The 23,091-nt window shown below is 71.6% G+C and carries 20 protein-coding genes; 13 read left to right on the top strand and 7 right to left on the bottom strand.

The genetic code is table 11. From position 1 onward, the window contains the following. Positions 1-14: 14 nt before the first annotated feature. Positions 15-683 (top strand): response regulator transcription factor, encoded by a 669-nt coding sequence (locus tag ACN265_RS09655; RefSeq protein WP_421406925.1) that lies wholly within the window; start codon positions 15-17, stop codon positions 681-683. A 90-nt stretch (positions 684-773) separates the two neighbouring features. On the opposite strand, the gene ACN265_RS09650 is transcribed toward ACN265_RS09655, so the two are convergent. Next, a complete protein-coding gene (locus ACN265_RS09650; protein ID WP_421406923.1) occupies positions 774-1,235 on the bottom strand; it encodes a VOC family protein in 462 nt (153 codons plus the stop codon). Between the two features lie 369 nt (positions 1,236-1,604). Here ACN265_RS09650 and ACN265_RS09645 point away from each other — a divergent pair, with 369 nt between their 5' ends. The 6 genes from ACN265_RS09645 (at position 1,605) to ACN265_RS09620 (ending at position 9,592) form a co-directional block, all read left to right on the top strand. Next, positions 1,605-2,642 (top strand): LacI family DNA-binding transcriptional regulator, encoded by a 1,038-nt coding sequence (locus ACN265_RS09645; protein ID WP_421406920.1) that lies wholly within the window; start codon positions 1,605-1,607, stop codon positions 2,640-2,642. Between the two features lie 86 nt (positions 2,643-2,728). Next, entirely contained in the window at positions 2,729-4,033 is a 1,305-nt protein-coding gene (locus ACN265_RS09640) for an ABC transporter substrate-binding protein (RefSeq protein WP_421406918.1), read from the top strand. A 67-nt stretch (positions 4,034-4,100) separates the two neighbouring features. Next, positions 4,101-5,078 (top strand): carbohydrate ABC transporter permease, encoded by a 978-nt coding sequence (locus ACN265_RS09635; RefSeq protein WP_421406916.1) that lies wholly within the window; start codon positions 4,101-4,103, stop codon positions 5,076-5,078. Between the two features lies 1 nt (position 5,079). Next, the gene (locus ACN265_RS09630) at positions 5,080-5,958 is read left to right on the top strand and encodes a carbohydrate ABC transporter permease (RefSeq protein WP_357933230.1); all 879 of its coding nucleotides are present in this window, start codon (positions 5,080-5,082) and stop codon (positions 5,956-5,958) included. Then, the gene (gene yicI / locus ACN265_RS09625) at positions 5,955-8,195 is read left to right on the top strand and encodes an alpha-xylosidase (RefSeq protein WP_421406914.1); all 2,241 of its coding nucleotides are present in this window, start codon (positions 5,955-5,957) and stop codon (positions 8,193-8,195) included. Before ACN265_RS09630 ends, yicI begins: the two co-directional genes overlap by 4 nt. Beyond that, complete coding sequence (locus ACN265_RS09620) at positions 8,192-9,592, top strand: GH1 family beta-glucosidase (RefSeq protein ID WP_420116892.1); 1,401 nt, start codon at positions 8,192-8,194, stop codon at positions 9,590-9,592. Before yicI ends, ACN265_RS09620 begins: the two co-directional genes overlap by 4 nt. A 103-nt stretch (positions 9,593-9,695) precedes the next feature. Here the strand turns inward: ACN265_RS09620 and ACN265_RS09615 are convergent, their stop codons facing one another. Further along, the gene (locus ACN265_RS09615; protein ID WP_421406911.1) at positions 9,696-11,102 is read right to left on the bottom strand and encodes an NAD(P)/FAD-dependent oxidoreductase; all 1,407 of its coding nucleotides are present in this window, start codon (positions 11,100-11,102) and stop codon (positions 9,696-9,698) included. Between the two features lie 577 nt (positions 11,103-11,679). Then, positions 11,680-11,985 (bottom strand): MerR family transcriptional regulator, encoded by a 306-nt coding sequence (locus ACN265_RS09610; protein ID WP_420116890.1) that lies wholly within the window; start codon positions 11,983-11,985, stop codon positions 11,680-11,682. Positions 11,986-12,808: 823 nt separating this feature from the next. On the opposite strand from ACN265_RS09610, the gene ACN265_RS09605 reads away from it, so the two are divergent. Both ACN265_RS09605 and ACN265_RS09600 read left to right on the top strand, forming a co-directional pair. Further along, a complete protein-coding gene (locus tag ACN265_RS09605) occupies positions 12,809-14,014 on the top strand; it encodes a pyridoxal phosphate-dependent aminotransferase (protein ID WP_420116282.1) in 1,206 nt (401 codons plus the stop codon). 67 nt (positions 14,015-14,081) lie between these two features. Beyond that, a complete protein-coding gene (locus ACN265_RS09600) occupies positions 14,082-14,951 on the top strand; it encodes an NAD(P)-dependent oxidoreductase (protein ID WP_421406908.1) in 870 nt (289 codons plus the stop codon). Here the strand turns inward: ACN265_RS09600 and ACN265_RS09595 are convergent. Then, on the bottom strand, positions 14,927-15,883 hold the full coding sequence (locus ACN265_RS09595; protein WP_421406906.1) for an aminoglycoside phosphotransferase family protein: 957 nt from the start codon (positions 15,881-15,883) through the stop codon (positions 14,927-14,929). The genes ACN265_RS09600 and ACN265_RS09595 overlap by 25 nt on opposite strands. A gap of 377 nt (positions 15,884-16,260) precedes the next feature. On the opposite strand from ACN265_RS09595, the gene ACN265_RS09590 reads away from it, so the two are divergent. Continuing rightward, positions 16,261-16,899 carry a trypsin-like serine protease gene (locus tag ACN265_RS09590; protein ID WP_421406904.1) on the top strand — a complete coding sequence of 213 codons (639 nt, stop codon included), beginning with the start codon at positions 16,261-16,263 and terminating at the stop codon, positions 16,897-16,899. A 40-nt stretch (positions 16,900-16,939) separates the two neighbouring features. Here ACN265_RS09590 and ACN265_RS09585 read toward each other — a convergent pair whose 3' ends face one another. Next, entirely contained in the window at positions 16,940-17,932 is a 993-nt protein-coding gene (locus ACN265_RS09585; protein WP_421406902.1) for a P1 family peptidase, read from the bottom strand. A 74-nt stretch (positions 17,933-18,006) separates the two neighbouring features. Here ACN265_RS09585 and ACN265_RS09580 point away from each other — a divergent pair, with 74 nt between their 5' ends. Beyond that, positions 18,007-19,038, top strand: coding sequence for a LacI family DNA-binding transcriptional regulator (locus ACN265_RS09580; protein ID WP_420116286.1), 1,032 nt, complete (start codon positions 18,007-18,009; stop codon positions 19,036-19,038). Here the strand turns inward: ACN265_RS09580 and ACN265_RS09575 are convergent. Together ACN265_RS09575 and ACN265_RS09570 are read right to left on the bottom strand one after the other, a co-directional pair. Beyond that, the gene (locus ACN265_RS09575; protein ID WP_421406900.1) at positions 18,980-19,891 is read right to left on the bottom strand and encodes a siderophore-interacting protein; all 912 of its coding nucleotides are present in this window, start codon (positions 19,889-19,891) and stop codon (positions 18,980-18,982) included. The two genes, ACN265_RS09580 and ACN265_RS09575, sit on opposite strands and share 59 nt — an antisense overlap. After that, on the bottom strand, positions 19,888-20,937 hold the full coding sequence (locus tag ACN265_RS09570) for an iron-siderophore ABC transporter substrate-binding protein (RefSeq protein ID WP_421406897.1): 1,050 nt from the start codon (positions 20,935-20,937) through the stop codon (positions 19,888-19,890). Before ACN265_RS09570 ends, ACN265_RS09575 begins: the two co-directional genes overlap by 4 nt. A 103-nt stretch (positions 20,938-21,040) precedes the next feature. Here ACN265_RS09570 and ACN265_RS09565 point away from each other — a divergent pair, with 103 nt between their 5' ends. After that, positions 21,041-22,066, top strand: coding sequence for a FecCD family ABC transporter permease (locus ACN265_RS09565; protein ID WP_421406895.1), 1,026 nt, complete (start codon positions 21,041-21,043; stop codon positions 22,064-22,066). Continuing rightward, a complete protein-coding gene (locus ACN265_RS09560) occupies positions 22,063-23,085 on the top strand; it encodes a FecCD family ABC transporter permease (protein WP_421406893.1) in 1,023 nt (340 codons plus the stop codon). Before ACN265_RS09565 ends, ACN265_RS09560 begins: the two co-directional genes overlap by 4 nt. Positions 23,086-23,091: the final 6 nt, after the last annotated feature.

The following is a 23,091-nucleotide window of genomic DNA, read 5'->3' as shown; positions in this document are numbered from 1 at the left end:
ACAAGGGGGCGAGCATGCGGGTGCTTCTCGCTGAGCGGGCCGAGGTCGCCGGCACGGTCCAGGGCCTGCGTCGGCAGGGTTATGACGTACACCGCGTCACGACCGGCACCGACACCGTACGGGATTCACGCCGGGCCGACGTCGTCGTGCTCGACCTCGACCTGCCGGACCGGGACGGCCTACGGCTGTGCGCGGACATCCGGGCCACCAGCGATGTGCCCGTGCTGGCGCTCAGCGGCGACCGCACCGAGGCCACCCGCGTCGGAGCGCTGCGCGCGGGTGCCGACGACTGCATCGACAAGCCGTACGGGTTCCGTGAGCTGGTCGCCCGGGTGGAGGCCATCGTCCGCCGGGCCACCGCCGGCGGGGCCGAACCGGCCCCGATCACCGTGATCGATCAGCGGCTGCGTCTCGACCCGGTGACCCGGCAGGCACGCGTCGGTGACCGCGACCTCGGCCTGACCGGCAAGGAATTCGACCTGCTGCAGCTTCTGGTCGCCCGAGCCGGCACGGTCGTCGGCCGCGACGAGATCATGGCCCGGGTCTGGGCCGACCCGTGGAACCGGCGCAGCCGCACGGTCGACACGCACGTCGGCAGCCTCCGGCGCAAACTCGGCCACGACGACTGGATCGTCACGTTACGGGGTGTCGGTTTCCGCTTCGCCGCGTTGGGTTCCGAGTAGGGTCCCGGGTCCACCGCAACGACTGGCGTCACGACCTGCGGTCCGGGGCTGCCTGCTTCGGCGGCCCCGGACCGCGGGAGGTGCGTCGGGTCAGTGGGAGTGGGCCACGGCGACGTCGAGGATCCAGGTGACGCCGAACCGGTCGGTCAGCATCCCGAAGCCCGGGGTCCACGGGGAGGGACCGAACCTCTCGATGATCTCGGCGCCGTCGGCGAGCCCGTCCCACAGCGCGCTGACCTCGTCGGCGGTTTCGCCGCGGACGCAGACGAAGAACCGCTCACCGGTCAGGGTCATGCCGTGCTCGCGGGAGGTGGCCACGGCCGGCACCGCGGCGGGCCCCGGGCCGGGGACGTCGTAGGCCATGATCGTGAAGCCGTTGTCGGCGGTGACCTGACCGAAGACGACCCTGTCGGCGTCGGGCAGGTCACCGGGCATGCCGAAGTCGCGGTAGGCGACGACGGTGAGGTGACCGCCGAAGACGGACCGGTAGAACTCCAGCGCCGCGCGGGCCTCGCCGCGGAAGTTCAGGTGCGTGGTCGTGGTGATGGCCATGAGGACTCCTTGTGGTTGTTCCCGATGGGGTCGGCGGGTGCCAGACGGCCGGCAGGGGCCACCGGACGGGGGTAGGGCGACCAGGCCGCACACCCGCCGGGGCGGCGTGCCCGACCGGCTCGAGAACAAGACTCGCCGCAGTAGGTGACAGGAAGTGACACCTACTGCGGAGCGGATCAGGATCACGCCGGAAACCTCCGCCAGTCCCCGGCCCCGGCGACGGTCCACCCCACCCGGGCGGCGACCCCCGTTCGACATCGGCTATTGACGTCGCCGTAACAGGGGGCTTAGCGTCTGTCGAACCGCTTCGTCGAACCGCTTCGACGATCACTCACGTGCGGTTCCCCGCCTGACCGGAGGAGGTGCGCGATGGCCACCATGCACGACGTCGCGCGCCTGGCGCAGGTCTCGGTCAGCACCGTGTCCTACGTCCTCACCGGGGCCCGGCCGATCTCCCAGGCGACCCGGGCCAAGGTGCTCGCCGCCATGACGCAGCTCGACTACCAGCCCAACGCGATGGCCCGGGGCCTGGCCAGCCGGCGCAGCCGGATCCTGGGCCTGCTGCTGCCGATGGACGAGCGCGGGCTCGGCGCGACCGAGGCGGCGTTCGTCACCGGGGCCGCCGCGGCGGCCAGCGCCGTCGGCTACCACCTGGTGCTGTCGCCCGTCGGTGGGGGCGGCGACCTCGACGAGCTGCGCCGGCTGGCCAGCCAGCGGATGTTCGACGGTGTGGTGCTGATGGAGGTGCAGCTCGCCGACGAGCGGGTCGACGCGCTCCAGCAGGCCGGGGTGCCGCTGGTGCTGATCGGACGCACCGGGGACACCGACGGCCTCTCCTACGTCGACATCGACTTCGAGCAGACGGTGCGGGAGGCGGTGGCGCACCTGGTCGGCCTGGGGCACCGGCAGATCGTCTACGTCAACCACTCGGCCGAGACCCTGGCCAGCGGTTACGGGCCGGCGTTGCGGACCCGGGACGCGTTCGTCACGGCGATGACCGGCCACGGCCTGGAGCCGGTCATGATCCCGGCGCAGGACAGCGCCGCCGGTGGGCGGGCCGCGCTGGCCGCCGCCGTCGCACGGACGCCGGGCCTGACGGCCGTGCTGGCCATGAACGAGACGGCGATCTTCGGCATCCTCGGCGAGTTGACCGCGCGGGGGCTGAGCGTGCCCGACGACGTGTCGGTGGTCTCGATGGTCACCTCGCCGCAGGTCGCCGAGCTGGCCACCCCGGCGCTGACCGCGATGACGTCGCCCGGCTCGGCGATGGGCCGGATCGCGATCGAGGCGCTGGTGCGCCACCTGGACGGGGCCGGCAACGAGCGCCACCAGCAGTTGCTGCCGTGCGCGCTGGAGATCCGGGGATCGACCGCAGCACCACGAAGCCGTCACCCCGATAGGGGCTGACCAGGTAAAACGGCCCGTCGCCGCGCGGCAACGCGACGACGGACCCAGTGAAGTACCGGGCTCGATACTCAACGAGGAGGATAGCAATGCAGCGATTCCGCCGGATCGTCGCCGCGATCGCCCTGGCGGCCACCGCGACGACCACCGTGGCCGCGTGCGGCGGCGACGACAGCGGTGACGACAGCGGGGCCAAGACCCTCAAGCTCTGGCACTACGAGGGCGAGAACAGCGCGATGGGGGTCGGCTGGGACAGGGCCATCGAGATCTTCAAGACCGAACACCCGGGCGTCGAGGTGCGCTTCGAGCGCAAGGCGTTCGAGCAGATCCAGCAGAACGCCGGCATGATCATCAACTCGTCCGAGGGCCCGGACATCATGGAGTACAACAAGGGCAACGCGACGGCCGGCCTGCTGTCGTCCCAGGGCCTGCTCACCGACCTCAGCGGCGAGGCGGACAAGCGCGGCTGGGCCGGCAAGCTCAGCCCCAGCCTGCAGACCACCGCCCGGTACAGCGACAAGGGCGTGATGGGGTCGGGCAACTGGTTCGGGGTGCCGAACTACGGCGAGTACGTCACGGTCTACTACAACAAGGACCTGTTCGACCGCAACGGCGCCACGGTGCCCACCAGCATGGCGGAGCTGACCGCCGCGATGGACACCTTCGTCGACAAGGGCATCACCCCGCTGGGCATGGCCGGCGCCGAGTACCCGGCCGGGCAGCTGTTCTACCAGTTGGCCCTGTCGAAGGCCGACCGGCAGTTCGTCGACAACTACCAGCTCTACAAGAACCCGGTCGACTTCCGCGCCGACCCGCTGAAGTACGGCGCGGACACCTTCGCCGACTGGGTGCGCAAGGGCTACGTGGCCAAGGACTCGGCGAGCCTCAAGGCCGAGGACATGGGCACGGCGTTCATCGCGGGCAAGACCCCGATGATCGTCTCCGGGAGCTGGTGGTACGGCCGGTTCAAGGCCGAGATGAAGGCCAACTGGGACACTTTCCTGTTCCCGGGCAACACCCTCAACGCCGGCTCGTCCGGCAACCTCTGGGTCGTCCCGACCAACAGCAAGGCCAAGAGCCTGGCGTACGACTTCATCGACATCACCCTGCGTCCGGAGATCCAGGACCTGATCGGCAACAACGGTGGCATCCCGGTGGCCGGCGACCCCGCGAAGATCACCGACCCGAAGGACCGCAAGCTGATCGAGGACTTCAACACGGTCAGCAAGCAGGACGGTCTGGCCTTCTACCCGGACTGGCCGGTGCCCGGCTACTACGACGTGCTGGTCGGCGGGTTCCAGGCGCTGATCAACGGATCCAAGTCCCCCGACCAGGTGCTCGACACGATCGCCAAGCCGTACGCCGACGGCGTCAAGGAGATCACCGGCAAGTGACACGGCGAGCGGCGGGCGCGACCGGCACGACCGGCGCGCCCGCCCACCCCGCCGGGAAGGATCCTCCATGACAGTCCCCGACACCGTCGCCGGCACACCGCAGGCGACGACCCCGCCCCCCTCCCCCGCGTCCCCGCGCCGCCGCCGACGCGACGGCCGCGACGCGGCGTACTGGCTCTACCTGCTCCCCGGGGCGGTGCTGTTCGTCCTGGTCATCGGCGTGCCGCTGGTCGGCACCGGCTACCTGTCGCTGACCCGGTGGTCGGGCGTCGGCGACCCCACCTTCGTCGGGTTGGACAACTACCGGCGGCTGTTGGACGACGACGTGTTCTGGGCGTCGTTCCGCAACACCGTGGCGATGATCGTCGCGATGGTGGTGGTGCCGACGCTGCTCGGGCTGCTGCTCGCCTCGGTGCTCTTCGACGTCATCGGGCGGCGGTTCCGGCCCCGGACGGCGGCGGCCCTGCGGGCCGCGTTCTACCTGCCGCAGGTGCTGCCCGTGGTGGTGGCCGGCATCGTGTGGGGCTGGATCCTGCGTCCCGACGGCGCGTTCAACAGCGTGCTCGACGCGGTCGGTCTCGGCGCGCTGCGCCACGACTGGCTGGGCGACCCGGACACCGCGCTGCCGGCGGTGATGGCGGTGATGATCTGGGTGCAGATCGGCTACCCGGTGGTCGTGTTCATGGCGGCGTTGCAGCGGGTCGACCCGGAGCTGTACGAGGCGGCCGAGGTCGACGGGGCGAACTGGCTGCGCCGGTTCCGGGCGATCACCCTGCCGCAGATCCGGCCGGAGACCTTCGTGGTGGCCCTGACCTGCACGATCGCCGCTCTGAAGGTGTTCGGGCCGATCTTCGCGCTGACCCGGGGCGGCCCGGAGAACGCCACCAACGTCCCGTCGTACTTCGCGTACTACACGTTCTTCAAGAAGCTCCAGGTCGGCTACGGCTCGGCGATCTCCACCGTACTCACCGTGATAATCGTGGTGGTGGCCGTGGTCTTCATCGCCGTGCAGGCCCGCAGCGAACGCCGGGACCGGGGGATCTGAGATGACCGTGACGATCGCCAAGGTCCCGGTCCACCGCAAGAAGGTGCGCGACCGCCACCACCGGGGCGTCAGCCGCTGGGTGGTGCTCGCACTGGTCACCGTGGGCGCGCTGGTCATGCTGGTGCCGTTCGCGTTCATGCTGCTCAACGCGTTCAAGTCGCCCGGGGACTACTCGTCGGGCGGCCCGCTGAGCTGGCCGTCGGAGTTCTACACCACGGGTCTGCGGACGTACTGGTCGGAGGTGAACTTCCCGCTCAAGCTGTGGAACTCGGCGCTCATCGCCGGGTCGGTGGCGGTGCTCGGTGTCGTCGTGTCGCTGCTCAACGCGTACGCGCTGGGTATCGGCCGGGTCCGCGGGCGGCTGTGGATCGTCGGGGTGTTCCTGCTGGCCAACATGCTGCCGCAGGAGGCGTTGATCTATCCGCTGTACTACGTCGCCAAGGAGATCGGTCTCTACAACACCCGGCTGTCGGTGATCATCATCTTCACCGTCATCCAGAGCGCGTTCGGCACGTACCTGCTGGCCTCGGTGCTGGGCACGTTCCCCCGGGCGCTGCTGGAGGCCGCCGCGCTCGACGGTGCCGGGAAGTGGACGGTGCTGTGGCGGGTGGTCTTTCCCAACCTGCGGCCCACCCTCGCCGTGCTGCTCATCTTCTTCTTCATCTGGACCTGGAACGAGTTCCTCATCCCGCTGGTCATGCTGATCGACAACCAGACCCAGACCATCCCGGTCGCCCTCGCGTCGTTGCAGGGTGACCGGCTGATGGACGCCCCGACCACCAACGCCGGCGCCCTGATCAGCCTGGTGCCGGCCATCCTGTTCTTCCTCATCTTCCAGCGCACCCTGGCGCGCGGCATCACGGCAGGAGCCGAGAAGTGAAGTTCACCGACGGGTACTGGCAACTGCGCCCGGGGGTCAGCGTGCTGCGCCCCGGCACTGTCGAATCGGTCGAGCCGGACGACCGCGGTTTCACCGTCTTCGCACCGGCCGGTCAGATCAACGGCCGGGGCGACACGCTCAACCGGCCGGTCGTCACCGTCCGGTTCTTCTCCCCCGCACCCGGCGTGGTCGGGGTGACCATCGGCCACCACAGCGGCGGGCTGCCCCGCGAACCCCGCTTCGGGCTGGACACCGACGGCACGCACCCGGTCACCGTCGACATCACCGGGATCAGCGCGTCGCTGACCACCGGCGAGCTGACCGTGCGGGTCGCGCTGGTCGACGGCTGGCGGGTCGAGTTCAAGCACGGCGACCGGCTGGTCACCGCGTCCACCGGCCGCAGCATCGGCATCGTCACCGACGGCGAGGGACGCCGGTACGTGCACGAACGGCTCGCGCTCGGCGTCGGCGAGACGGTGTACGGGTTGGGCGAGCGGTTCGGCCCGTTCGTGAAGAACGGGCAGACGGTCGACATCTGGAACGCCGACGGCGGCACCGCCAGCGAGCAGGCGTACAAGAACGTGCCGTTCTATCTGAGCAGCGCCGGCTACGGGTTGTTCGTGGACCACCCGGAGCACGTGTCGTTCGAGGTGGGCTCGGAGGTCGTGGCGCAGACCCAGTTCAGTGTGGAGGGCCAGTCGCTGACCTACCACGTCATCGACGGGCCCACCCCGAAGGACGTGCTGCGCCGCTACACCGCGCTGACCGGCCGCCCGGCCCGGGTGCCCGCCTGGTCGTACGGGCTGTGGCTGTCCACGTCGTTCACCACGTCGTACGACGAGAAGACGGTGACCGAGTTCGTCGACGGGATGGCCGAGCGGGACCTGCCGCTGTCGGTGTTCCACTTCGACTGCTTCTGGATGCGCCAGTTCCACTGGGTCGACTTCGTCTGGGACCCGGCGACCTTCCCCGACCCGGAGGGCATGCTGCACCGGCTGCACGAGCGGGGCCTGAAGGTGTGCGTGTGGATCAACCCGTACATCGCCCAGCGGTCGTACCTGTTCGAGGAGGGCCGCGAGGCCGGCTACCTGGTACGCAACCCGGACGGGTCGGTGTGGCAGTGGGACAAGTGGCAGGCCGGCATGGCGCTCGTCGACTTCACCAACCCCGACGCGGTGGCCTGGTTCACCGGCAAGCTCAAGTCGCTGCTGGACATGGGCGTCGACTGCTTCAAGACCGACTTCGGCGAGCGCATCCCGACCGACGTGGTGTGGCACGACGGGTCGGACCCGCAGCGCATGCACAACTACTACTCCTACCTCTACAACAAGGCGGTCTTCGAGCTGCTGGAGACCGAACGCGGCGAGGGTGAGGCGGTGGTGTTCGCCCGCTCCGCCACCACCGGCGGCCAGCAGTTCCCGGTGCACTGGGGCGGCGACTGCGAGTCGACGTTCGTCGCGATGGCCGAGTCGCTGCGCGGCGGGCTGTCCCTGGCGTCGTCGGGCTTCGGCTACTGGAGCCACGACATCGGCGGTTTCGAGGGCACCCCCGACCCGGCGGTGTTCAAGCGGTGGATCGCTTTCGGCCTGCTGTCGTCGCACTCGCGGTTGCACGGCTCCGGCTCGTACCGGGTGCCGTGGGCGTACGACGAGCAGGCCGTGGAGGTGCTGCGCCACTTCACCCGGCTCAAGCTCGGTCTGATGCCGTACCTGGCGGCGACCGCCGAACAGGCGCACCGCGACGGCATCCCGATGATGCGTCCGATGATCGTGGAGTTCCCGGACGATCCGGCCGTGGCGCACCTCGACCGGCAGTACATGCTCGGCCCGGACGTGCTCGTCGCGCCGGTGCTCAGCGCCGACGGGCAGGTCACCTTCTACGTGCCCGCCGGCACCTGGACCCACCTGGTCACCGGGGCGCAGCTCACCGGCCCGGCCTGGGTGACCGAGAAGCACGGGTACGACAGCCTGCCGGTGCTCGCCCGGCCCGGCGCGGTCATCGGGTTCGGGGCGCGCTGCGACCGGCCCGACTACGCCTGGGCCGACGGGGTGGAGCTGCGGCTCTACGCTCCGGCGGAGGGGCAACGGCAGCGGGTGCGCATCCCGTCGCCCGACGGGGGGCCGGGCGCGCAGTTCGAGGTGGGGTTCCGGGGCGGGGTGGCGACCGCCGAGCTGGTGTCGGGTGAGTCGTCGGCGTACCACTGCGTGGTGGTCGGCGCGGAGAGGGCGGGACGATGACGGCACGCAACTTCCCGGAGAGCTTCCTCTGGGGGTCGGCGACGGCGGCGTACCAGATCGAGGGCGCGGCCACCGAGGACGGTCGGGGTCCGTCCATCTGGGACACCTACAGCCACACCCCCGGGCGGACGTTGAACGGCGACACCGGTGACGTGGCCGCCGACCACTACCACCGGTGGCCGCAGGATCTGGACCACCTCGCCGAGCTGGGGCTGGGCGCGTACCGTTTCTCGATCTCCTGGCCCCGGGTGCAGCCGGGCGGTTCCGGCCGGTTCAACCCCGCCGGCCTGGACTTCTACGCCCGGCTGGTCGACGGACTGCTGGAGCGCGGCATCCGGCCGGTGGCGACCATGTACCACTGGGACCTGCCGCAGCAGTTGGAGGACGCCGGCGGGTGGCCGGTGCGGGAAACGGCGCTGCGTTTCGAGGAGTACGCGGCGGGGATCGTCGGCGCGCTCGGGGACCGGGTGCACACCTGGACGACGCTCAACGAACCGTGGTGCTCGGCGTACCTGGGGTACGGCTCCGGCGTGCACGCGCCCGGCCGCACCGAACCGGCGGCGGCGTTGGCGGCGGTGCACCACCTGAACCTGGCGCACGGCCTGGCCGGGCGGGTGGTGCGGGAGCTGACGCCGAGCGCCGAGCTGTCGGTGACGTTGAACCTGCACGTCGTGCGGGGCGCGTCCGGGTCGGACGCGGACGCCGACGCGGTCCGGCGGATCGACGCGCTGGCGAACCGGGCGTTCCTCGGCCCGATGCTGGACGGGGCGTACCCGGCGGACCTGCTGGCCGACACCGCCGCCGTCACCGACTGGTCGTTCGTGCGCCCCGGTGACGAGAAGCTGATCGCGGTGCCGCTGGACGTGCTCGGGGTCAACTACTACTCCAGCACCCTGGTCCGCGCCTGGGACGGGCACTCGGCCCGCTCGGCCGCCGACGGGCACGGGGCGTCGGTGCACTCGCCGTGGGTGGGTGCCGAGGACGTCGACTTCCTGCCGCAGCCCGGCCCGTACACGGCGATGGGGTGGAACATCGACCCGCCGGCCTTCACCGAGCTGCTGGTGCGGCTGGGGCGCGACCACCCGGGCCAGCCGTTGATGATCACCGAGAACGGCGCGGCGTTCGACGACGTGGTGTCGGCCGACGGGCGGATCCACGACGACCGGCGGATCGACTACCTGCGCCGGCACATCGGTGCGGTGGCCGACGCCCGCGCGCAGGGCGTGGACGTGCGGGGCTACTTCGTCTGGTCGCTGCTGGACAACTTCGAGTGGGGTTACGGCTACGACCGTCGGTTCGGCATCATCCACGTCGACTACGACACGCAGGAACGTCGCTGGAAGGACAGCGCCCACTGGTACCGCCGGCTGGTCGCCACCGGCCAGCTCGACGGGTAGGTCAGCGGGTTCCCGCAGGGTTGCTCCGGCCGGACGGCCAGGGCAACCCCCGTCGCCGCGACCCCGGCCGGTGCCGTGCGGCCGGGGTCGCGGCGGACCGGGTTCAGGGGTGTGTCACACGGACCCGTTCGAGGCCGAGTCGCGGACTGGTGACGAGGCGGTAGTCGGCCGACTCCGCGTCGGACAGGGGGTCGCCCCGGACCGGGGTGAAGTCGGGTCCGTCGGAGCCGGGTGCGTGCACCACCTGCAGTTGCGCCCGCACCGCTTCCTCCCGCAGGCGGTCGGTGATGACGCGGGTGGACGAGTCGGCCGCCTCCCGCAGGTCGGACAGACCACCGATGATCTCGGCGAAGGACCGGGAGGAGACGTCGGCGTCCGGCTGTGCGGACTGCTCGTCGCCGATCAACCGGTCGGAGGTGCGGAAGAAGCCGTCCTTGCCCAGGTAGCGCTCGTACATGATGGTCACCAGCGCGAACAGCCGCATGTACGCGCGCCGGTAGGCGAATTCGAAGAACCTCAGCGCCTCCGCCTCGTCGACCTCGCCACGGTCGACCGAGGCGACGCATGCGGCGGCGGTCAACGCGCTGTAGAGCGCGAGGTGCACGCCGGTGGACAGCAGCGGGTCCAGGAAGCACGCCGCGTCGCCCACGATCGCGTAACCGGGCCCGCAGAACTGGTCCGCGATGTACGAGTAGTCGGTCTCGACCCTCGTCACGCCGAGGAACTCGGCCTCTGCCGTCAGCTTCGTGATGGTCGGCGAGGCCGCGATGAGGTGACGGTACAGGTCGTCCGACGACGGGTGTTCGTGACGGTCACGCGCGAAGGCGTCCTTGGTGGTGACGTAGCCGATGCTCATCCGCCCGCCGGCCATCGGGATCACCCAGTACCAGCCCTCCGGCGAAGAGATGATGTTGATCCCTCCGGACGGCGTGTCGGGCAGCAGCGTGGCCCCGGTCCAGTAGCCCCAGATGCCGACGTTGCGCAGGTTGTTCAGCGGCTCACGGTTGCCGAAGTGCCGGGTGCTGAGCAGCCCGTTGCGTCCGGTGGCGTCGACCAGGAAGTCGAAGTCGTCGATGGTGAACGGTTCGCCGTCGTCCGGGGAGCATTCCACGGCCACCGGCCGGCCGTCGGCGAAGCGCACCGACCGACCGGTGACGCCGGTGGTGACGGCGACCCCGTTGCGGCGGGCGTGCTCCAGCAGCAGCGCGTCGAACTCGCTGCGGTCGACCTGCCACGACTGCACCCCGGACTGCGCCTGCCAGTCGAACGCCCACTGGTCGTCGTCCCAGTGGATGACGCCTCCGTTCTTCTTGACGAAGCCGTGGTCGTCGAGAGTCTTCGACATGCCGATGACGTCCAGCACCACCCGGCACGACGGGGTGAGCGACTCGCCCACGTGGTACCGCGGGAAGTGGGCGCTCTCGACGAGTCGCACGTCGAGTCCGGCCTGGGCCATCGCCGTTGCCGCGGTGCTCCCGGCCGGGCCACCACCGATCACGAGGACCTTCATGTCTCTGCCACCTTGCCGTTCCGGCCGTAGCCATGGGGAATGGGTGCACCGACGATGTGACGACGACGTCTGTCCCGACGTCGAGCTGCGGCTCGGCCAGCCGTCACCGCTGGCTGTCCCGGGTGTCGGCAGTGCGTCTTCCACGGCTGCCGACCGGGGCCGCAGCCGGAATCAGGGAGTGACGCCGATCAGGGCCGGACCAGGCAGGCGTGGGCCGTCAGTCCCGTATCGGCGACCGTGCGCCGGGCGGGTCGGACTCGACGACGAACGAAGCAGCACAGGCGATTGCCCTTCTCGCGCGGCAAGATATAGACAATCGTACATGAATTTCTGACCGGGCACCGCCGGCTCCACGGAACAGCGCCGCCGCGCGCACGAGGTGCGACCACAGGGCGGACACGCCGCCGCGATGGCCGTCGCAAGGCCGCGCCCATCCGGGCGGCAGCGGAACGCGCCGACCAGCGCGACCAAGGAGTACGGGGGTCGCGCCGCACGATTCACCCGCGACGCCGCCGCGTTGATCACCCGCGCCGAACTGACACGACACCACGGAAAGCGCGTGAGCGGCGGCGTCGGCCTACTGGCGGCGCTCGCGGTCGCGTTGGTGCTGGAGGGCTTCCTCGAGCTGGTCTTCGAGGACGATGATCCGGCAGGCCGCCTCCAGGGCGGTGCCCTGGTCGACCATCTCCCGGGCCCGGGCGGCCAGGCGCAGCTGGTAGCGGGAGTAGCGGCGGTGCCCGCCGGCGGAACGGACCGGGATGATCAGCTTCGCCTCGTCGAGGCGGCGCAGGAAGTCCTGCGAGGCGCCGACGATGTCGGCGGCGCGGCCCATGGTGTAGGCGGGGTAGTGGTCGTCGTCGAGCAGTTCGTCAGGTTGGGCCATACATTCCTTCTTCGAGAACGAGGGCCCCGGCGCGCGTCGCGCCGGGGCCCGGGGTTACGGGTTGAACACACCATTCACCGACAGGTTCGTCGGGTTCTCTTCTCCGCACCCTGCCGCTGTCAGCAGGTGGTGCGAGGATCGCATAAGCGTGACCGGAGACCACCTCGCGTTCAAAGTGATTACGGTGTCCACCGCAGAACGGGAACTACGTCCTGACGGCGGGCGATCCAACGGCGTCAAACCCTCCCTTTCCTCTCCTTCTCACCAGCTACGGTGCTATCCGTCGATGTCGGAGCCCCACGCGACTTCATGGCCCCGCACATGTGCGGCGGATCCTGTTGCATCAGGCAGCGCCCCGAACCGTGCACCGGCCCCGCCTGCATTGCCCTGACCTGGAATTACGTCAAGGTCTTGTCGTGCACGTGCGGTGTTTCCCACAGTGTGGTTCCACCACGGCTGCCGAGCGGGCCACGAGAACCTCCGGCTCTGCTCCGACGCTCGGCCTGTCACGTCGGCGTCTTCAACCGATCTTCGTCGTCAACGGGACAAAGACTAACCAGGGCCACCGGGAATGTCTAGTCTCCAGAGACCAGATTTTCTGGACCGCTCCCCGCAGCCCTCGCCGACCGGGCGGTCGACACGTGACGCACGGGCACCACCGTGGCCGCACCACGGCCGGCCCGTGACGCCGCAGGACGGGTACGGGAGCGGTCGACGTGCTCGTCGACCGCACGCTGCGGCGGTGGACCGGAGCCGCCGCTGGTCCGCCGCCGTACTAGGGTGCTTTCCGGGGCAAAGTGTCCGGGTGGGGCAAGGAGGTCCGATGCGGCAGGCCAAACGGCTGAAGAGCGTCCGGTACGACATCCGCGGGCCGGTGCTGCGGCGGGCACAGGAGATGGAGGCCGCCGGCCACCGGATCCTCAAGCTGAACCTGGGCAACCCGGCACCCTGGGGGCTGGCCACCCCCGGGCCGATCGTCGCCGACGTGGTGCAGAACCTCGTCGAGGCGCAGGGCTACAGCGACGCCCGGGGCATCTACTCGGCGCGGGTCGCCGTCGCCCAGCGGTACCAGAACCTGGGCGTGACCGACGTCCAGCCGGACGACGTGCTGCTCGGCAACGGGGTCTCCGAGCTGATCATGATGGTGTTGCAGGCGCTGCTCGACTCCGGCGACGAGGTGCTGGTGCCCAGCCCGGACTACCCGCTCTGGACCGCCGCGGTCAACCTGTGCGGCGGGCAGGCCGTGCACTACCGCTGCGACGAGAGCGCCGGCTGGCAACCCGACCTGGAGCACCTGGCCTCGCGGATCACCGAACGTACCCGCGCCCTCGTGGTGATCAACCCGAACAACCCGACCGGCGCGGTGTACTCGGAGCAGACCCTGCTCGGCATGATCGAACTGGCCCGCCGGCACGGCCTGATGATCTTCGCCGACGAGATCTACGACCGGATCGTGTACGACGGCGCCACCCACCACACGCTCGCGGCGCTCGCCCCGGACGTGCCGGTGGTCAGCATGGGCGGCCTGTCGAAGGTCTACCGGGCCGCCGGCTTCCGCTCCGGCTGGCTCGCCACCAGCGGCTTCACCGGCACCGACACGGACTACCTGAACGGGCTGCAACTGCTGGCCAACCTCCGGGTATGCCCGAACGTGCCGGCCCAGCACGCCATCCAGACCGCGCTCGGCGGCTACCAGAGCATCGACGAGCTGATCCGGCCCGGCGGGCGTCTGCTCGAACAGCGCGACCACGCCTGGCGCGAGGTCGTCTCGATCCCCGGCGTCGACTGCGTCAAGCCGGAGGGCGCGCTGTACCTCTTCGCCCGCCTCGATCCGGCCGTCCACAAGATCCACGACGACGAGAAGCTCGTGATCGACCTGCTGGAGCAGCAGCATCTGCTGATCTCGCATGGCAGCGGCTTCAACATCGACACCCCGGACCACCTGCGCATGGTGTTCCTGGCCCCGACCGACGTCCTCGACGACGCGATCGGGCGCATCCGCACCTTCCTGTCCACCTACCGGCAGTAGGAGGGGCCCGCTACCAGCTCACCACCAGCCTGCTCAGGCCGACGGTGGTGGGCGAGAGGATGGACCGATGACCGAGAAGTCGACCGTGGCGGTGCTGGGCGCGGGCATCATGGGTGCCGCCATGGCCCGCAACCTCGTCCGGGCGGGGCACGTCGTCCGCGTGTGGAACCGGTCCCCGGAGAAGGCGGCGGGGACCGGCGCGACCATGGCGCAGACCCCGGCCGACGCCGTACGTGACGCCGACGTGATCATCACAATGCTGTACGACGGGGCGACCGTCCGCGAGGTGATCGGGCGGGCCGCACCCGGGCTGAAGGCGAGCGCGGCCTGGCTGCAGACCACCACCGTGGGCCTGGCCGACACGGCCGGGTTCGCCGAGATCGCCGCCGAGCACCGGGTGGCGTTCTACGACTCGCCCGTGCTCGGCACCCGGCAGCCCGCCGAGGCCGGCCGGTTGACCGTGCTCGCCGCCGGGCCGCAGACCGGCCGGGAGAAGCTCACCGCGGTGTTCGACGCGATCGCGGCCCGGGTGGTGTGGCTGGCTGAGGACGGCGCGCGGGGCGACGCCACCCGGTTGAAGCTGGTGGCGAACAGTTGGGTCCTGACGGTGACCCACGGCGCGGTCGAGATGCTGGCGTTGGCCGGGGCGCTCGGCGTCGACCCGGACCGCTTCTTCGAGGTGATCGAGGGCGGCCCGCTGGACATGGGCTACCTGCGCGCCAAGACCGACCTGGTGCGGCAGGGCCGGTTGTCGCCGGCGAGCTTCGCGGTGGAGACCGCCGAGAAGGACGCCCGGCTGATCGTCGCGGCCGGCGAGGACCACGGGGTACGCCTCGACGTCCTGGCCGCCGGTGCGCAACGGTTCCGGCGGGCGACCGCGCAGGGTCACGGCGACGAGGACATGGCGGCGTCCTACCACGCCAGCTTCGTCCCGTGACGCTGGTCCGACGGCGGAGTACCGGTGGTGGCGGTGAGGCGTCGCATGGCGGCGTGAGCGGGAGGACCCCAGGACGGTTTGCCGCCAGGGCGGCCGTGGACGCCGGCGTCGCCGATCAGGATGCCACCGAGGGCGCGTGCCAGGGCCCACCCCCGGGCACGGCGGATGGTGGCGGTGTCGGGTGTCGGCCGGTAGGCGGCGAGGAAGTGGTCGATGCCGTCGTCGGGTAGCAGGAGCCACCCGGCGGCGAGGTCGTAGGCGGGGTCGCCCGTGCCTAGGTCGCCGAAGTCGATCACGCCGCAGAGGGTGCCGTCGGTGGTGAGGACGTTGGCCGGGTGCAGGTCGGCATGCAGCCAGAGCGACAGGCCCGTCCAGCCGGGGGCGGTGACGGCGTCGTGCCAGATGGCGCGCACCGCGTCCGGGTCGGGGATCAGGCCCCGTTCGGTGGCGTCGGTGAGCGCTGCGGTGAATCCCTCGGTGTGGTCGGTCAGCGGGCCGCCCCGACTGCCGCCGGTCGGAGCGCCGGTGGGGGCAGGCTGGTGCAGTGCGGTCAGGAAGGCGGCCAGGGAGTGCGCCGCGTCGGTGGCCCGGGTGACGGGGTGCCGGTCGGCGGGGACACCCGGCACCCACGTGGTGACGAGCCAGCACCGGGGGAACCGGTCGGACGGTGTGCCGACGCGCTGCGGTACCGGGACCGGCAGTGGGAGGTGCGGAGCCAGGGTGGGCAGCCAGGTGACCTCCTTGCGCAGCAGCGCGTCCGCGCGGTCGGTCGCCCAGGGGAGCCGGACAGCCAGCTCGTCACCGAGCCGCCACATCTGGTTGTCCCACCCGCGTGCGCCCAGCCGAACGGGAAGACCGGCGAGGTCGGGGTGTTGGTCCCGAACCAACTCCTGGACCAGCTCCGCGGTGATCTCCTCTTCCCGGTGGGTCATGCGGAACAACGGTAGTCCCGCAGAGGCGTCTCGCAGGCCCTCGTCACCGGCCGGTCGCGACGATGACGGCCGGGAACTCGCGACCTGGTTCCGGCGACGGGAGTAGACGTGTTGCTCGTCGGTTCGCAGTGGTGATTGTGGATGGTGCCTGGACCGGGCATGCTGACACCGCGGTCGGGCCGTTCGGCTCATCGGGGTGCAGAGCGAGCGCCCGGACCGCGCCGGGCGGGCGAGGATGTGCCTGATGGAGTGAGGTAACCGCACGTCACACCATCCGCTTCTCCCGATTTCCGCCGCGAATCTGCTGTTTCCACATGCACGGAGGAGTGCCGGTGAAACCGTTCTGTAGAGCTTTTCTCGCCGTACTGTGCGGAGCCGTGCTGGTGGTCGGCCCGCAGACCCCCGCATCGGCGATCGCCGGCGGCACCACCACGTCGTCGCTGCACGGGCAGGTGCAGATCTGGAACAACGGAGGGGCCGACTTCCGCTGTACCGGCTCGCTCATCCATGTGCACTACGTGCTCACCGCGGCACACTGCCTCCACAGCAGCCGCCTCGTGGTCAAGGCGGGCGACAAGCGTCTCGGCAGCGGTCAGCGCATCATCGTCGACGGCACGGCGGCGGCACCGAAGGGCTACGACATGGCAGTCCTGCATCTGGCGTCGAACGTCACCCAGAGCAATCTCGTCGTTCCTTACAGCAGGGACACTGATCTACTCAAGACCGGGGTCACCGTAGCCATCCGCGGCTGGGGGCAGACCGAGACGAACGGGCCACCGGCATCGACCCTGCGGGTGTGCAGCCTGCGGGTCGAGCGATCCATCGCCTCGGAGCTGGAGTTGGAGGGACTCGACGGGGTTCCCCTGGACGGTGACTCCGGGGCGGCGGTCTGGCAGAACAACCGCGTCCAGGCCGTGTTCACCCACTCCGACGACGAACTGGGTGGGCTGTCCGTTCCCACCGGTTTCCTGGCCGGCTGGATCAAGAGCGTCAGCGGGGTCGACGGAATCGACTGAACCCGGTCTGATCGGCCGGGCGACGTGGGCGGGGTCGTCGTCAGGCGGCGTCGACGCTGGTGAGGACGGCGTCCCAGGCCAGTTCGGCGGCGACCGTGCCCAGCCGCAGCGACGGGGCGGGCATCGTCACCTCGTCGGTGGTCAGGGCGAACAGGGTGTCACCGTCGGCGATGGTGTGGAAGGGCTGGATCGCCCGGTGCATGGAGCTGTGCACCTGGGTGGCGAACTGGGCGAGTTCGGCGTCGGTCATCCGGACGTTGGTGACCACGGCGGTCAGGGTGGTGTTCCCGCCGGTGGGCGCGGGGTCCGGGGTGGCCGCCGCGACCAGCTCGGCGTAGTCCTCGGCCGGGTGGCGACGCCGCCCGGTAGCCGGGTCGAGGTTGCCGCGCACGATCCCGCCGTCGCGGTCGACGATCACACCCATCGCGTTGACCACGGTCAGTACCAGCAGCCGGGCCGCGCCGACGCGGGCGAAGGCGGCACCCTGCCCGCCCCACTCGGCGCGGGCGTTGTCGACCTTGCCGACGGTCGCGCCGACACCCGCACCGACCCTCCCGACGGCCACCCGGTCGGCGCGTACCGCGCGCAGCCCGTCGGCGCCGAGCCCGGCGTCGGGGTAGATGGCGTTGTCCCGGGGCGTGAAGTCGTAGACGACGGCCCCGGACACCACCGGCAGGCTGCCGAAGTCGGTCGCGTAGCCGGTGCGGCGGAGCAGTTCGTCGTAGACGCCTGACGCCGCGGCGAGCCCGAAGCTCGACCCGCCGGCGAAGCACAACGCGTGGTGGTACGGGAAGCCGCCGCTGACCCCGACGGCCCCGCCCCGCTTGTCGACGGCGGTACGCGCGCCGCCGGGGACGCTGAGCACGGTGACGCCGGTCGGGCCGTCGGGATACTCGGCGGTGCCGATCGCCACGCCGGGCAGGTCGAAGTCGACCCACCCGTCGCCCGCCGCACCGAGCACCGCGGGTCGTCGCCGGTGGTCGTTGCCGACGGGTGCCGTCGTACGCGGCGGGGCGGGATGGTGCTCGGACATGAGGATCACCGTCTTCCGTGGGGGGTGTGGTGGCGGCGTGTCCCGACCGACGCCCGGTTACCTAGACTGGGCTGATGGCCCGTCCCGTCACGCTGCACGATGTCGCGCGCCGGGCGGGTGTCGGCAAGTCCACCGTTTCCAATGTGCTGTCGTGTTCCGGCCGGGTCTCCGAGGCGACCCGGGAACGGGTCCGTGCGGCGATGGAGGAACTGGGTTACGTCCCCAACCGGGCGGCCCGGCAGTTGCGGGGCGGGCGGACCGGCGTCATCGGGGTCTACGTTCCGGGCGTGCCGTCCACGTCGGAGTTCTACATGCGGTTCGTCTTCGGCGTCATGGAACGTGCCGCCGCCCGCGACCGGGACGTCTCGATCCTGACCGCCTCGGAACGCCGGTCGCCCCGCGCGCTCGACGGGGTGATCGTGGCCGATCCGCACCGGGACGACGCGTTCGTGCCGGTCCTGATGCAGGGTGGCGTGCCGGTCGTGTGTTTCGAACGGCCCCCGGCCGGGATGCGCGCGGACGTCGTGCTCTGGGCGGACCACCACCGCGCGCTCACCGGGCTGCTGGACCGGATGGCCGGGGCCGGGGCCCGGCGTCCCGCCCTGGTGGTGCCACCGGAGACGGGCGACTGGGCGGCCCAGTTGGCGGCGGCGCACCGGGACTGGTGCGCCCGGCACGGCGTCGCCCCCGTGGTGGCGCACCATCCGTGGGTGCCGTCGCCGGCGGAGGTGTCCCGGGCGGTCGAGCAGGTGCTCGCCGCGCCGGGGGTGGACGCCCTGGTGTGCGCCTCGGTGGACACCGCGCCGACGGCCGTGCAGGTGCTGCACGGGCTCGGCCGCCGGGTCGGGCGGGACGTCCTGCTGGCCAGCGCCACCGAGTCGAGCGCCCTGCGCCTGGGTCAACCGCCGATCACCGCGCTCGACCTGTCGCCGTTGGACGCCGGACGCCGCTGCGCCGACCTGCTCGACGACCTGATCGGTGGCGGCCCGGGTGGGGACTACGAGCATCCGGTCCACCTGTGGTGGCGGGAGTCGACCCGGGGGCCGGTCACCGGGTCATCCGTTCCAGTGCCTCCTCCATCCGGTCGCCCGCTTCCACCGGGTTGAGCCCGGCCGCGAGGCCGTCCTGGTAGACCTGGTCGAGCAGGGGGCGGAAGCGGGTGTAGCGGCGTTCCCAGTCGGCGGAGTCGGTGCGCCAGTAGCCCACGCAGACGGCGCGGTCGCGGGGCAGCCGGTGCACGGTGCGCAGCACGGACCGGGCCGTTCGGCACTCCCCCGCCTCGCCGGCGACCCAGACGTAGCCGGGGCCGTCGGGCAGGGTCGTGTCCCGCAGCCGGTCGGCGAGGCTGCCCGGACCGTCGCCGTTGCCGACCCCGACCCGTACGTCGATGTGCACGGTGGGGTCGTCGCCGGCGGCGGCGAGCAGGTCCCGGGCGTCGGCCAGGTCCGGCAGGTCCACCAGCACCCGCACCGGGAGGCCGGGGGTGCGTTCCGCGACGGCACGGGTCGCGGCGGGCAGCCCGGACAGGTCGGCGGCGAGCACCAGCCAGCGGGTGTCGGCGGGGGGACGGAACCAGGCGCGGCACCGCCACAGCAGCAGACCGGCGCCGGTCCCGGCCTGCCGCGCCCAGGACGTGGCGGGGCCGTGGTCGTGCAGGGCGAAGTCGATGGTCAGCCGCGCCCCGACGGGGTCGACGGCGCGGACGGAGTAGTTGCGGCCGATGGGCGGGTGCTGCTCGTCGTGGTAGCCCCACACCTCGCCGCGCAGGGTCATCGGCGGTGGGGCAGCCTCACCGGGGCGGGGGAGGTAGATCGTCACCGACTCGTCCGGTGCGCCGAGGGACGGAAAGTGGGCGAGGTCGGGACCGCCGAGGACGATCCGTTGCAGGTGCGGGGTCAGCCGCCGGACCTCGTGCACGGTGGCGGTCCAGAAGCCGGGTCGGGTGAGCGTGTCGGTCATGTCGCGCTGTACTCCGAACTGGTGGCCGGGTCGCCGTCGACCGCGACGGTGAGCGCGGGGACGATCCTGTCCAGGACGTAGGGCAGGCTCAGCACGGAGGCGAACGCCAGCGCGCCGTTGGCCTCGGTGCCGAGGAAGACGTCGCGGCGTTGGGTGCGGACGTCCAGCCGGGTGTAGAGCGGGTCGCCGAGCAGAATGGTCACGCCCGGGTCGGTGGCCGCCTCGGACCAGACGGCGACGTCCACGTCCACCAGGTCGAACCGTTCGCGGCTGATGGTGGCGGACTGGTTGGCGTTCGCGGTGAGGGTGGTGACCTCGGGTGCCATGGTCAGTCCGAGGTCGAGCAGCACCTTCGAGGCGGTGGTCTCGGGGCTGAACAGGTAGTACTGGCCTTCGTAGGTGGAGGCGAACACGGTGCGGGCGCCCTTGAGGCGGGGATGGGCGGCGGCGACCGAGGCGATCCGCTGTTCCAGGTCGGCGACGAGTTTCTCGGCCTCGGCGCGGTGGCCGGTGATCTGTCCGGCGGCCCTGCTCATCTGCTGCCAGGTCACCGCCCAGCTGCCGTCGCCGGCCGGCTGGGCGACGGTGGGGGCGATCTTGGTGAGCAGGTCGTACTCCTGCCGGGACATGCCGGAGGAGAGGCCGACGATGACGTCGGGGCGCAGTGCGGCGATCTGTTCGTAGTCGAGTTCGGCGCGGGCCAGCACCTCCGGCTTGGCCGTGCCGAGTCGTTCCCGGGCCCACGGCCAGGTCGCGTTCGGCTGGTTGCCGTACCAGTCGCGGATCGCCACCGGCACCTCGCCGAGGGCGAGGAAGTAGTCCTGTTCCTTGAGGCCCACCACCACGATCCGTTCGGGCTTGGCGGTGAGGGTGGTCGCGCCGAAGGCGTGGGTGAGGGTGGTGGGGAACGCGGCGTCGGACGATCCGGACGCGGGGGCGGCGGGCTTCGCCTCACCGGTGGCGCAACCGCCGGCCACCAGCACGACGAGCGCCAGTGTGGCGGCGGTCAGGATGGTGCTCAGCCGGCGTGGGCGGGTGTGTGACATGGCATTCGATCCTCAGGAGGGGCAGCGAGAACGACGTTCCCAGTGGCTTAGGGTAGGTTTACCTTAGCCAGTGATGGAACGTTCCACCATGAAGTGAGTCACAGTGTCGGTCGCCACCCCCACCGGCTTACGCCGCCCCCGCCTGCTCGCCGCCGGGCTGCTCGCCTGCGCGCTCGCTCTGCTGGCCGCCATCACCGCCAGCCTCGCCGTCGGCGCGCTGCCACTGACGACCGGCGTCGTGCTGCGGGAACTCCTCGCCCACGGCGACAGCGAGGCGGGCCTGATCGTCTGGGAGGTCCGGCTGCCCCGTACCGTGATCGCGATCTGCGTCGGCGCGGCCCTGGCGCTGGCCGGCACCCTGATGCAGGCCCTCACCCGCAACCCCCTCGCCGACCCCGGGCTGCTGGGCGTCAACGCCGGAGCCGCCGCCGCGGTGGTCGCCGGCATCCTCGCCGGGGTGGGCAGCCAACGCGGACACCTGCTGCTCGCCCTGCTCGGCGCGGGCCTCGCCGCCGGCCTGGTCACCATCATCGGCGGCACCCGGGGGCCGGGCAGGGCCGAGGACGGCCGGCTGGTCCTGGCCGGCGCGGCCGTCGGCGCCTGCCTGACCGGGGCCGTCGCCGGTGTCACCCTGATCGACCAGACCGCATTCGACAGATACCGCTTCTGGGCCGTCGGCAGCCTCGCCGACCAGCCGCCGTCCGCCCTGCTCACGGCGGCACCGGCGCTGCTCGCCGGCCTGGTCGTCACCGTCGGCGTGATCCGACCGCTGGACGTGCTGCGCTTCGGCGACGAGGGCGGCACCGCGCTGGGGGTCAGCCCCGGCCGCACCCGGCTGCTCGCGCTGGTCGCCACCACCCTGCTCTGCGGCGGCGCGACCGCCGTGGCCGGCCCCATCGGCTTCCTCGGGCTCGCCGTCCCCCACGCCGCCCGGGCGATCTGCGGCCCCCGGCTCGGGTGGATCGTCGCCTACGCCTGCCTGCTCGGCCCGATCCTGCTGATCACCGCCGACGTGATCGGCCGGCTGCTGGCCCGACCCGGAGAGATCGAGGTCGCGATCATCATGGGCGCGATCGGCGCGCCCGTGTTCATCGCCCTGGTCCGCGCCCGGAGGATTCCCCGCCCATGACCACCACCGCGACCAGCGGTCCGGGCCGCCGCACCCGCCGCCGGCACACCCGCCGCGCCACCCTGGCCTGCCTCCTCGCCCTGGCCCTCGGCGTCGGGCTGGCCGTCGTCGCCCTGGCCAGCGGCCGGTACGCCACCCCGCCGCACGACCTGTGGCCGGCGCTGACCGGGGGCGGCGACCCCGGCCTGCGGTTCGTCCTGTTCGAGCTGCGGCTGCCCCGGATCGGCACCGCACTCGCCGTCGGGGCCGCCCTCGGCGCGGCCGGCGCACTCTTCCAGAGCGCCAGCCGTAATCCCCTCGGCAGCCCCGACATCGTCGGCTTCACCGTCGGTGCCGCCACCGGCGCACTCGTCGTCCTGCTGGTTCTCCACGACACCCGACTCACCCCCGCCGTGGGTGCGGTGCTCGGCGGTGCCGCCGTCGCCGGGGCGGCCCTGCTGCTCGGCGGAACCGGGCAACGCCTCATCCTCGTCGGGATCGGCCTGTCCGCCCTGCTCACCTCCGTCAACGCGTACCTGCTGACCCGCGCCGAGGTGACCGACGCGCAGAACGCCGCCGTCTGGCTCGTCGGCAGCCTCAACGGCAGCGGCCCGCACCTGCCGCTGCTGCTCGGCGCGCTCGCCGCGCTGCTGCCACCCGCCGTGCTGGCGGCCCGGGGGCTGCGACTCATCGAGAACGGCGAGGACAAGGCACTGAGCCTCGGCGTACCCGTACGCCGGCAACGCCTCACCGCGACGGCCCTGGCGGTCGCGCTCACCGCCGTCGGGGTCGCCGGCGCCGGACCTGTCGGCTTCGTCGCCCTGGCCGCCCCCCACCTGGCCCGCCGGCTCACCCGCGTCGCCGCTCCCCTGGTGACCACGAGCGCGGTGTTCGGCGCCGTGCTGCTGCTCGCCGCCGACCAGCTCGCCCAACGGCTCGTCCCCGGGCAGCAACTGCCCGTCGGCGCGGTCACCGGCGTCGTCGGCGGCGGCTACCTCGCTCTCGTCCTGGCCTGGATCTGGCGAGGGAGGCCCGGGTGAGCCGCC

The organism is Micromonospora sp. WMMD730 (genome assembly GCF_049178955.1).
GTDB lineage: Bacteria > Actinomycetota > Actinomycetes > Mycobacteriales > Micromonosporaceae > Micromonospora > Micromonospora wenchangensis.
Note: the sequence above shows the minus strand (reverse complement) of the source record. Positions and strands in the feature narration are given on the sequence as shown.